The sequence below is a fragment of the Rhizobium sp. P1_E6 genome (assembly GCF_056405875.1).
Window position 1 is genome coordinate 1 of sequence record NZ_JBFUBG010000142.1, and the last position, 9,582, is coordinate 9,582.

The 9,582-nt window shown below is 57.7% G+C and carries 8 protein-coding genes; 1 reads left to right on the forward strand and 7 read right to left on the reverse strand.

All coding sequences use genetic code 11. The features are described from left to right. Positions 1–169: 169 nt before the first annotated feature. The 7 genes from AC1D35_RS33290 to AC1D35_RS33320 all read right to left on the reverse strand — a co-directional run bounded on the left by AC1D35_RS33290 (position 170) and on the right by AC1D35_RS33320 (position 8,315). On the reverse strand, positions 170–790 hold the full coding sequence (locus AC1D35_RS33290) for a dual specificity protein phosphatase family protein (RefSeq protein ID WP_477942116.1): 621 nt from the start codon (positions 788–790) through the stop codon (positions 170–172). A gap of 96 nt (positions 791–886) precedes the next feature. Continuing rightward, the gene (locus tag AC1D35_RS33295; protein WP_477942118.1) at positions 887–1,771 is read right to left on the reverse strand and encodes an inositol monophosphatase family protein; all 885 of its coding nucleotides are present in this window, start codon (positions 1,769–1,771) and stop codon (positions 887–889) included. Positions 1,772–1,830: 59 nt separating this feature from the next. Further along, positions 1,831–2,955 carry an ABC transporter substrate-binding protein gene (locus tag AC1D35_RS33300; RefSeq protein WP_477942120.1) on the reverse strand — a complete coding sequence of 375 codons (1,125 nt, stop codon included), beginning with the start codon at positions 2,953–2,955 and terminating at the stop codon, positions 1,831–1,833. Between the two features lie 42 nt (positions 2,956–2,997). Continuing rightward, positions 2,998–4,131 carry an ABC transporter substrate-binding protein gene (locus AC1D35_RS33305; protein WP_477942129.1) on the reverse strand — a complete coding sequence of 378 codons (1,134 nt, stop codon included), beginning with the start codon at positions 4,129–4,131 and terminating at the stop codon, positions 2,998–3,000. Between the two features lie 28 nt (positions 4,132–4,159). Next, on the reverse strand, positions 4,160–5,287 hold the full coding sequence (locus AC1D35_RS33310; RefSeq protein WP_477942122.1) for an ABC transporter substrate-binding protein: 1,128 nt from the start codon (positions 5,285–5,287) through the stop codon (positions 4,160–4,162). A 41-nt stretch (positions 5,288–5,328) separates the two neighbouring features. Further along, entirely contained in the window at positions 5,329–6,462 is a 1,134-nt protein-coding gene (locus AC1D35_RS33315) for an ABC transporter ATP-binding protein (protein WP_477942124.1), read from the reverse strand. Continuing rightward, complete coding sequence (locus AC1D35_RS33320) at positions 6,462–8,315, reverse strand: ABC transporter permease (protein ID WP_477942126.1); 1,854 nt, start codon at positions 8,313–8,315, stop codon at positions 6,462–6,464. The genes AC1D35_RS33315 and AC1D35_RS33320 overlap by 1 nt, the downstream gene beginning before the upstream one ends. Before the next feature lie 522 nt (positions 8,316–8,837). On the opposite strand from AC1D35_RS33320, the gene AC1D35_RS33325 reads away from it, so the two are divergent. After that, the coding region (locus AC1D35_RS33325) for a LacI family DNA-binding transcriptional regulator (protein WP_477942128.1) at positions 8,838–9,582 on the forward strand (745 nt) is incomplete at its 3' end.

Sequence of the window (9,582 nt, forward strand, 5' to 3'; positions counted from 1 at the left end):
TTTCAAGGGCAAGCCGGGCGACGCGCTCGGACCGACAGGCAAACACGATCACACGCGCCGCGATCATATTCTTAAGGTCTTCCAGATCCCTTGGCCTGCTGYTGGAAGTTTGCCGTTTCATGAAGCACCGTAGACAAAGGGCGATCGACACCAACCATAATAAGCGGGGTTATTGAGCAGCGTCGATCATCCTGATCCATTCTGCGGCCCGCCGTGCAGCCTCGGCGAGAACCGGCTTCGGCGCCTTGTAATATTCATCGGCAGGCAATTCTCGCCGCAGCCGAACGAAGGTGATTGCGTCGTCCAAGGTCGGAAACTCGTCCGGCAATGTCAGATGCAGGAAAAGCGAAACCACGGCGACAGATCGAGAACGTCCACCGCGGCAGTTGACCAGCACGCTGCCCCGATCGCGGCGCGGATAGGATGGTTTGTCAGGCAGGATCTGTTCAAGTGCTGCACGCAGGATGTAATGCGCGGCCACCATCTGCGTTTGCGGATTGCCGACGCCGTCGATCAGTCCGATCTTGTAGTAGCGGATCTCGCCTGGCCCGTAGATGCTGCCCTCGTGATCGGAAACGATCTTCTCCTGCTGCACAAAATTGAAATCGAGATTGACGGCGCAATTGACGACGGTCGTGATGCCGTTTTTTCGAAGAAGCCCAAGATCGCTCGCGCCTTCCTTCCCAGAGATGAACAGGTCGACCCCATAAAGAGGATGCGCTTCGTAGATCAGGCTAAGCTTGGGAAGAGGCTGATCTTCCTGTCCGATTGCAATTTCAGGTTTTGTCATGTTTGTCTCCGAGCGGCACCGCGCCTATCGGCCACGGACCAAGATAATCAGGCGGGCAGGAAGGAGAACCCGCCGATGGTTCGTCCAGTGAGCCGCCTAAGCGGCCGCCCTGGCATCCCTTTCACTGGAAATGGATCGCGCCACACGTTCCAATGTCGGGTAATTTGCGCCAGCGCCAGTTGCGATATAACCAGGGCAGAGAAAATCGGCAGAGCCCAGCGGGACCTTGCCGAGTGTTAGTGGTTCATAGTTCCCGCCGGCATTTTTCAGGATCAACGAGGCTGCTGCCACGTCCCACGCGTTGACGCCAAATCCCGCGGCAGCGTCCGCCCAACCCGCAGCGACATGTGCGATGCTCAGAGCCGCACTGCCGGGACGGCGTAGCGTCGAAAATGTCTCGACGAGCATGCCCATATTGGCGAGCGCAACCTCCCGACCGTCCAATCGAAAATCACGCGCAACCGGATAGCCGGTGATCAGTGTCGCGTGCACCTCTTCACCAACCGACCACGAACAAAGAGGCTGATCGTTTAGGCTGGAAGCGTTGATATCTGCGCTGAACATCATTCCGGCGACAGGATCGTAGATCGYGCCGGCAACAACCTCCCCATCGATCACCGCGGCAATGGCGACGCACCAGAAGGCAAGGCCGCGGGCGAAGTTTGCCGTGCCGTCGATCGGATCGACATACCACTGGATGGTGCCGCTTCCTTCCTGTCCGCCTTCTTCCCCCATGATGGCCGAATTGGGTTCATGTTCGAGAATGAAGGCGCGGATAGCGTTCTCGGCCTGTTTATCGTGGATGGTGACGATGTCGTGAAGATCGACTTTGTAATCGACCGAAATGTTGGATCGGAAGGCAGCGAGAAGTGGTTCACGAACGGCAAGTGCCGCACCTTTTGCAATTTCCATCAACCGACGGGAGCGCAGAAGGGGCTCCTCGGTCTGAGGATCGAGCTTGTCGCGATTAGAGCTTTGCATGAGCATATCCAGTCTGTCATTTCAGGATAGATCCCGGCGCTTGGAGCGCCGGAGGTTGCCTACTTGGTGTAGTTTAAGCGCCAGAAATCCTGCCATTCTTCGCGCCGGTCGAAATCATCAAGACCGGTCGATGAGTCATAGGCCTGCAGTCTGTCGGCAACCTTCATTAGACCTGACGGCTCGTCGTCGGGCATCTTGACGTCGATATTGGTCGGCAATTTGCCGTCCTTCATCTGGGGCGCAATGCCCTCTTCAGTCAGGATGTAATGGATGAAGAGCTTTGCCGTATTCGGGCTCTGCGACTTGGACGCGATCAGGCCGAGCTTGATGTAGTTCCAACCGACCCAGGGCTCGAGTGTTGTGCAGATGCCGAGCTTGTAACCCTTGTCCTTGTTGTCGCGGAACTTGGCCGAGCTGAGCAGCCCGAAGAACGGTTCCTTCTGGCCAGGCGCGCCAACGGCCTCGGAGATGCGATCATCGCTGTCGGTCGCCAGTGGCGCATTCTGCGCCAAGGCCTTGATCCAGGCAGCCGCTGCGCTCATCTCGCTCGTATCGAGTTCCTTGCCGAACCGGGCCTTGTGAGCGGCGGCGACAGCGTCGCTGCCGTGAGCCTCCAGTTGGTTGAACCAATCGGTATAATTTCCCTTTGTCAGTGGATCGATAATCGCAACCTTGCCCTTCCATTTCGGCTCCGTCAGTTCCCAGATATTGGCGACAGGGCACTTGTCATAGGCTTCGGTATTATAGGCCCAGACATTGGCATTGGTGGAGATCGCCAGGGGATTTTGAAACTGCTTAGGGATCTTCGCGGTCATATCCGCAGGTACGTAGTTTTCGACGAACTTTTCGGGTAGAAGCTGCGCCAACGCCGCGGGAGCGTCAGTGATCAGGACCACATCGCCCTGGACATTGTTCGACTGGCTTTCCCGGATAATCATCTCGAGCTGGCTGTTGGCCGAAACCTTCATACCGGTCGCCTTCAGACCGTACTTGGCGCTGAAATTCTCGGCCATCTCGACGATCTTGCCGGTACTGTCGTAGACGTTGATCGGCTTTTCGCTTTTGGCCGCGCTGATCAGCGCATAGATAGCGGCGGCGTCACCGGCTGCAGCCGTAGCAACGGAGATCAGAGACCCAGCGACGACAGTCGCCAGGCTTATAAAAGAGATCGCATTTCTGTTCATGGTTCCCTCCCAGGAAGAAGACGAAAGAGCGGGCTTCGACGCTTATTTCTTGTAGTTCATGCGCCAGAAATCCTGCCAGCTCTCACGCTTGTCGAGATCGGCAGCGGCTGTGGACGCATCGAATGCCATAAGCTCCTTGATGTGGCCGGCGACACCAGACGGTTCGTCTACGGGCAACTGGATCGTTGAATTGCCGGAGATTTTCCCATCAGCCGTCTGCGGTGCTATTCCCTCTTCGGTCATGAGGTAGCGCACGAAAAGTTTTGCCGCATTCGGACTCTTTGTCTGTGCGGCAATCAGGCCAAAACCCGGATAGAGGAAACCGGAAAAAGGCTGGACACCAGAGCAAAGGCCAAGCTTCAGGCCCTTTGCCTCGTTATCCCGGTACTTTGCGGTCGACGTGATCACGAAGAATGGGTCTGACTGGCCAGGCGCCCCGGCCGCATCAGCGACGGTCGTCGAGTCCGAAAGCAACGGCCCGTTTTGGGCAAATGCCTTGACCCAGGCGGCAGTGGCGCTCTCTCCGCTGGTGTCGAGCTTCTTGCCATAGAGTGCCTCATAGGCCTTGGCCACATCGGCATCGTGATGCATCTCGATCTGGTTGAACCAGTCTGCATATAAGGGCTTGTCGAAAAGGTCGAGCATAGCAAGCTTGCCCTTCCACTGCGGTTCGGTCAGCTGCCAGATGTTTGTGACCGGGCATTTGTCGTATTTTTCAGTATTGTAGGTCCAGACATGGGCATCGGAGGCGATCACCAGGGGATCGCGTAGCGCTTCGGGAATATCCTTCCGCAAATCCGATGGCGCCCAGCTTTTGACGATGCCTTCGGGCAGGAGTTGGCCCATTGCGGCGGCGACATCGGTGGCGACGCTGACGTCACCGACGATGTTGCCGGCCTGATGCTCGCGGATCATCAATTCGATCTGTGTGGCCTCGTTGACCTTCTTACCGCTGGCCTGCACGCCGTATTTCTTCGTGAAGGCCTGCGCCGTATCAACGATTTTGCCGGTGACGGCGTAAACCGTAATCGGCGGTTCTTTTTTTGCAGCTTCAATCAGCCCGTTCAGATCAAACGCATCCTCGGCATGGACCGCATTGCAAAGTGCCGATGCACAGGCAAGGGCAGCAATGCTGGGAATCAGTCCTCTTTTTGCCGATCTAGCTTCATTCGACATGGTCATGTCCCCCTCCCTGCTCCATCGATTATTTCTGGTAGTTCACTCGCCAAAAGTCCTGCCACGTTTCGCGGGCATCCCAGTCATCGAGGCTGGTCGTCATGGCGTAGGGCAGAAGCTGGTCGAGAACTTTGCCAATTCCGGAGGGCTCGTCTGCCGGAAGACTGACGTCCTTGTTCGTCGACATTTTGCCGTCGATCGCCTGGGGGGCGATGCCCTCTTCGGTCATGATGTAGTGCACGAATAGCTTGGCCGCGTTCGGACTATCGGTTCCCTTTGTAATGAGGCCAACACCGGGATAGAGCCAGCCGACCCAGGGCTTCAGGTCCTTGCAGAGACCAAGCTTCATGCCCTGATCGGCATTGTCGCGGAACTTGGCCGAGCTGATGAGGCCCATGAAGGGCTCGGATTGACCGGGCGCGCCGACTGCATCTGCAGCGGCCGCATCTGCATCGGTCAAGAGTGGTGCGTTGGCCGCGAGCGCTTTGACCCAAGCGGCGGTGGAGCTTTCCTCTTCGGTTTTCAGATCCTTGCCGTAATGCTCCTTGTAGGCTTGGGCGACCTTGTCGTCACCATGCTTTGCCATCTGATTGAACCAGTCAACGTAGGACGCTTTTCCGAGCGGATCCTGCATCGCGACTTTGCCTTTCCACTTCGGCTCGGTCAGTTCCCAGATATTGGTGACGGGGCATTTGTCGAAAATCTGGGTGTTATAGGCCCAGACATTCGCGCTCGTGACGACCGTCAGGGGATCCTGATACTCGGCCGGTATCTTGCTGGCGAGATCCGGCGGAAGCCAGCTCTCGGCAAAACCCTGCGGAATTAGCTGGGCCACGGCGGCAGGCGCATCGCTGACGATCGAAACGTCACCCTGGATGTTATTGGCGCGCGCCTCGCGAATGATCATCTCGAGCTGAGCGGACGCCTTGACCTTCGAGCCCTCGGCAGAAAGACCATATTTCTTGGCAAAATTCTTTGCCATTTCCACGATCTTGCCGGTGCTGTCATACACCGTGATCGGCTTTTCCTTCTTTGCGGCGGCAATCAATCCGTCAAGATCGAAGGGCTCGTCAGCCCTTGCCGCACTTCCCAATGTGGCCGCGACCGCGGTCGCGCATAGCAGGCGGTTCATGCCGCCAATCAWAGTCCGCTTCATACTGTTCCTCCTTCAGCAAGCGTATCCTTTGTGGCGGGTCTTCAATTGAAGGCGCGCGCCCTCAACAGCGTATCGGCCTCCGAAATTCGCTCTCCATGCCCGTCGAAGACATGCAATGCTTCGGCTGGCGTATGGAAAAACACGCGTTCGCCGCCGTCGAGCCGCGGTAGAGCGTGGGTCGTCAAAAACAGCGTGTGGTTTTCGCTGCGCAATTCGAGGATCCAGCTGCCGCCGGTCGGCAGGACGCCGGTAACGGTCATCTCCCCGAAAAAATCACCTTGCGGCACGTCTTCTACCTTCAGGACATACCCCATTGCCTCTGGCCGGATGCCGATAGAGCCGATGTGGGAAAGAGCCGGATAGCGCGACGAGAAATAGGCTTCGGCCTTGTCGGCGATATCACAGACACCCGGCTGTCCAAATGTCAGGATGTTGATCGGCGGACTGCCGACGAATTCTGCAACGAAGCGATTGGCAGGACGATCATAGATGTCGTTGGGCGTGCCCATTTGCTGCAGCGTGCCTTCGTTCATGACCGCGATCGTGGTCGCAAGCGTCATCGCTTCCCATTGGTCATGGGTCACGAAAACGATGGTCGTCTTGAACTCCTTGTGCAGCCGCTTGAGTTCAGCGCGCATCTCGAGCCGCAGCCGAGCATCCAGATTGGACAGAGGTTCATCGAGAAGCAGGACGCCCGGATTGACGGCGAGCATGCGTGCCAGCGCGACACGCTGCTGCTGGCCGCCGGAAAGCTGTGACGGATAGCGATCGCGGTATTTGGCAATATCGAGCGCCTGCATCACGCGCTCGACGCGTGCCTCACGCTCGGCTTTCGGCAGTTTGCGCAGCCGCAAGCCGAAATCGGTGTTCCGCTCGATCGTCAGATGCGGCCAGAGCGCGTAGCTTTGGAAGACGAGACCCATCTCGCGCTTTTCGGGCGGGACGAAAACGCCTTCGGCAACGGAATCGATCAGCCTGTCTCCGACGCGAATTTCACCTCCGGAAAGGTTTTCCAGCCCGGCGATCATCCTCAAAGTCGTCGTCTTGCCGCAGCCCGAAGGGCCGAGAAGGCACATGAATTCGCCATCGCGAATTTCCAGATTGAGGTCGGAGACCGCATTTGCCGAATTCACGCCGTAGTTTTTTTGCGCACCGCGCAGGTTGATCGTAGGCATCAGCTTCCAAGTCCTTCTGCAAGATTTGTGCGGGTCAGTTTCTGGGCCATCAGCGTGCCGAAATAAGCAATGCCGGCAATGATTAGGACCACGGCATTGGCCGCCTGGGTGTAGTGGTAATCGACCAGCCGCAGGGAATAGGTGGTCAGCACGTCGGTGCTCGGGACGGCGAGGATCACGAACAGGCTGAGGCCCTTGATCCCGGAAATGAAGGGCAGAAGCACGCCGGTCACCAGAGAACCTTTCTGGATGGGGATCACGATCGAGATCATGCGGCGCAACCACCCTGCTCCGGCGATCTGTGCTGCCTCTTCGGGATCCTTGCCGAGMTGCGTCATCGCGGAAATTCCGGCGCGGGAAGCATAAGGCATCTGATCAGCGATGAGGGCGAGCACGAGGATAGTCACGGTGCCGTAGAGCGCTGGCATCGGCCCGCGCGGGACGGCAAACAGAGAGAGGTAGGCGGCCGCAAATGCAATGCCCGGCACGAGATAGGGAAGGAACGTCACCTGGCGGAGATAGACCGACAAGGCACGCACCGGTGTGCGGATGACGACGTAGCCGACGAAGAGACCGAGAATACCAGAGGTCAGGGATGCAAGACCGACGATCATCAATGTGTTGCCGGCCGCCGCCCAAAGATCCGGGCTGAGGAGAATGCCTGTCTGCAGCGCGACCGTATCGAGATTGGTGCCGATCCAATAGTCGAGCGTGAAGTTGTCGAGCGTGAACTGGGCAGGAATTCTCATGACGGTCGACAAGGCGAGCGTCAGCAATGGCAGGCCAACACTGAGCAGGAAGATCGCCGCCGCAAAACCTGTGGCCGGGAGACGCATATTGCCCAAGCGGCTTTGACGGTTCATCGAGCCCTTCGAACCGATGGTGACGAAACGGCGGGCTTCGCGCACCAGGCGTGCATCGATCATCAAGGTGATGATACCGATCACCATGATCGAGGCCGCAACGACACCTGCCACCCCGGTCTGGCGAGACGCGATGCTGCGAAACAGCGACGTGGAAAGCACTTCGAACTTCACAGGCAGGCCGAGGACATAGGGAACGCCGAATTCGCCAAGGCACTTTGCGAATATCAGGACCATCGACGACAGGAGCGCCGGCCGCATCAAAGGCAAAATGACCTGGAGTGCAACCTGATGGCGCCGGGCGCCGAGGATACGGGCCGAATCTTCAAGCTGGGAATCGAAGCGGCGGAGCGCTGACCCGAAAAGCAGGATCACGAACGGGGTATAATGCAAAGCAAGGATGATCGTGATCGGAAAACGACCGTAAGCGACCCAGTCGGGCGGCGTCATGCCCACCGCCTCGAACCAACCCGGCTGTCCGCCGATCGTTCGGTTCTTGAACAGGGTCGTCCAGGCAAGCGCAAAGGTCCAGGCCGGCAGCATGTAAGGGACAATCAAGGCCGTTGCAAACCACCGACGTCCGAACATGTCGGTACGGCTGATCAGCCAGGCCAGAATCGTGCCGATCGCCAGAGAAAGGGCAATGGCGCCCAGCGCAACGGTCAGCGTGTTGAGAAGCGGGTGCCAGAAGAGATCGGTCGCCACCGGCGAGAAGAATGTGCGATCAAGATAGTAGAAGGTGAAATCTCCCACCTCCTTGCCGAGCCGTCGCTCGTGCCCAAATTGAACACGAACGGCGTCGAAAATGATCGAAATGATGGGGACGACGATCAGATAGGTAAAGAGCAGCGCCGTCATGACACCGATCAGTGTCGTTGGCTCGCGCAATGCGACCTTGATCCGATAGCGCCACGCCTGCCACCCGGACGGTGTTGCGGCACTCCTGTTTCCGGGTGCTTGCGCTTTCGCCGTATCGCTTAAAAGTGCCATTGTACCTCCCAATCGGGCTTCATTGCCGCGCGTGATTTGCCTGCCTCAGGCAAAAGCAGACACAGCAGAGCATCCGCCAAGCGGGCGGCCCTGGCGCATCGAGCGCGGAAAAGAAATTAGTCCTCCATCGACGGGCCTCTGCAGCCCGCCGTGCTAGCAAACGCACGGCTCCTCCCGGCGTTCACCCTCGGCGAGAGCAATGGAATAAGCATTCCATTTGCCCCTCTTTCTGGAACACATGATTCATCGAATTGACGACTTTGTCAACGACAAAATGCACGCGCGATCAATATATTATCCTATTGTTTTTGTTTGTATTTTTTTGTCATAAAATCTGATTTTTCGAACAGCTTTGCATGTGCATTCGCCGAGGGTGCAGATCGCTGTCATTTTTCCTTGCATCCTTGTCAGGATCGACATCGCCAAATCGAGCGCGCTTGGCGGAGGCGCGGAATTTTTCGATTGGAAAAACCTGCACTTTATGCCCTGTGATATGCGCTCTGGTTCAGGTGGGAACGATTGATGGCACAGACATTTGTGACGGCAGAGGAAGTCGCGAAACGCGCAGGCGTATCGCGCTCAGCTGTATCGCGCACGTTCAATGGCGGCAGCGTATCGAAATCGGTGCGCCGCAAGGTGCTGAAAGCGGCTGGCGAACTTGGTTATCGCGTCAATCGCCTGGCGCAGGGATTGATGAGCGATCGCTCCAATCTCATCGGCGTGGTCGGCGCCAATCTGAGTTCGCCATTCATCTCCAGGCAGCTTGATCTCTTAAGCATCGGCCTGTTGCGAAAGGGCCTGCAGTGCCTGCTGCTCAACGCAGCCGACGCGCGTAAGGATATTGCGCCCCTCATCGAGCTTCTATTCGAGTTTCGCGCGCAGGCTATCATCGTACTGTCCGGTGAGCCGCCCACATCGATCATCGACGAGTGCATTGCCAATGGCGTGCGTCTCATTTTGATCAACCAGCGCATCGACAGAACTGATACCAGCATGGTGCTGAGCGACGATTCTCACGGAGCCGAGCTTGCTGCCATGCGGCTGGTCAAAGCCGGTTGCAAAAAGGTCGCTGTCGTTTCAAGCAGCAGCCAGACCCCGTCACAGGTTCGGCGGGCAAATGCCTTTAGCCAGCGCATGGGGATCGAAGGTGTCGAAGTCGTGGCTTGGTCTGGCGGTCCGACGGCCTACGACAGCGGTTACAGGGCCGCCTGCGAATTGCTTTCGGACAAGACAATCGATGGCGCATTCTGCGTCACCGACCTCATGG